Origin of the sequence: Micromonospora maritima, from assembly GCF_902825405.1 — a bacterium.
Classification (GTDB): Bacteria; Actinomycetota; Actinomycetes; order Mycobacteriales; family Micromonosporaceae; genus Micromonospora; species Micromonospora maritima.
This window is the reverse complement of sequence record NZ_CADEAU010000862.1, coordinates 1-1,283: the sequence shown is the minus strand read 5'-3', so window position 1 is coordinate 1,283 and position 1,283 is coordinate 1. Positions and strand designations below refer to the sequence as shown.

Genomic DNA, 1,283 nt, shown 5'->3' with positions numbered 1-1,283 from the left:
CCGGCGCTGGCGGTGGACCGCCGGGGCGTCCGGCTCGGCCGGGGCGGCGGCTCGTACGACCGGGCGCTGGCCCGGGTGCCGGCCGGCGTGCCGACGGTGGCGCTGCTGCACGACGGCGAACTGGTGACCTCGGTTCCGGCAGGTCCGCACGACCGGCCGGTGGACTGGGTGATCACCCCCACGGACGGACTGGTGGCGGTGCCGGGTGTGGGCCCGGGCGCTTCCGCTGGACGAACCCGGGTGCGATGACGCACCATTGGCACTCGAAGACCACGAGTGCCAGTCAGGCCGTCTGAGATCCGGAGGAGAACGTGCCCACGTACCAGTACGCCTGCACCGCGTGCGGCCACCAGCTCGAGGCGGTGCAGTCCTTCTCGGACGAGCCGTTGACCGAGTGCCCGGCGTGTGAGGGGCGGCTGCGCAAGCTCTTCAACTCCGTCGGCATCGTGTTCAAGGGCTCCGGCTTCTACCGCACGGACTCGCGTTCGTCCGGTTCCGACAGCGCCGCCGGCACCACGAGCAAGCCGGCGAAGTCCGAGTCGTCCTCGTCGTCGGACTCCTCGTCCTCGTCGTCCGGTTCGTCCTCCTCCGGCTCCTCGTCCTCGGGCTCGTCCGGTTCGACGTCCGGGTCCTCGGCGAGCAAGACGCCGGCGGCGTCCAGCTCCTCCTGACCGACGTCCACCGAACGTGGCCGCTCCCGTCCCGGGGGCGGCCACGTGTCATGCCCGGCCGTCACCCTGCCCGCACGCCGTTCCCCCGCTCCGCGCTTCGGACCACCAGCCCCGCGAAGGCGTCGGCCCGAGCCCCCGCGATCACCCCCGGGCAGCCGGCGACCCCAGCTCCACACGGCCGATCCCCAGTTCGGCGAGGTGGCGGCGTCAGCCCCATGGCCACTCGCCAGTTCGGGGAGGTGGCGGTATCAATCCGTCCGGAAGCAGCCACTTCCCCGAAGTGGCGGCGCCGAGCGGCGAGCGGCGAGCGGCGAGCGGCGAGCGGGGTTGTCCACAGGACGGCGGGTTGTCCACAGGGCCGGCGACGGCGGGGCGGTGACACCTAGCCTGCTGGTCGAAGGGTCGGATCGACGGGCGGGGGGCGACGGTGGCGAGTGATGAGGGAGCGTTGCGTCCGGTCCGCTGGCGTGGTCTCCCCCGGCGCCGGACCCTGCTGCGGGTGACCGCGGTCGCGGTGCTGCTCGGCCTGGCCGCGGCCGTGTTCCAGACCCCGGGCGGCTGCCCGGCCGGTCCCGCCCGGGTCGCCGCCCCCACGACCGGCGCGCCACCGGG

General features: G+C 74.4%; 3 protein-coding genes. 2 read left to right on the top strand and 1 reads right to left on the bottom strand.

The window, feature by feature from the left end; all coding sequences use genetic code 11:
* Positions 1-249: 5-formyltetrahydrofolate cyclo-ligase (locus tag HUW36_RS33085; RefSeq protein WP_281357594.1), on the top strand; the 249-nt coding region annotated here is incomplete at its 5' end.
* 34 nt (positions 250-283) lie between these two features.
* Here the strand turns inward: HUW36_RS33085 and HUW36_RS35045 are convergent.
* Positions 284-433, bottom strand: a complete 150-nt coding sequence (locus HUW36_RS35045; RefSeq protein ID WP_343044381.1) for a hypothetical protein — start codon at positions 431-433, stop codon at positions 284-286.
* Here HUW36_RS35045 and HUW36_RS35040 point away from each other — a divergent pair.
* Positions 363-671: an FmdB family zinc ribbon protein gene (locus tag HUW36_RS35040; protein WP_343044380.1), complete on the top strand. Its 309-nt coding sequence runs from the start codon at positions 363-365 to the stop codon at positions 669-671. The genes HUW36_RS35045 and HUW36_RS35040 overlap by 71 nt on opposite strands.
* The last annotated feature ends 612 nt before the right edge of the window (positions 672-1,283 follow it).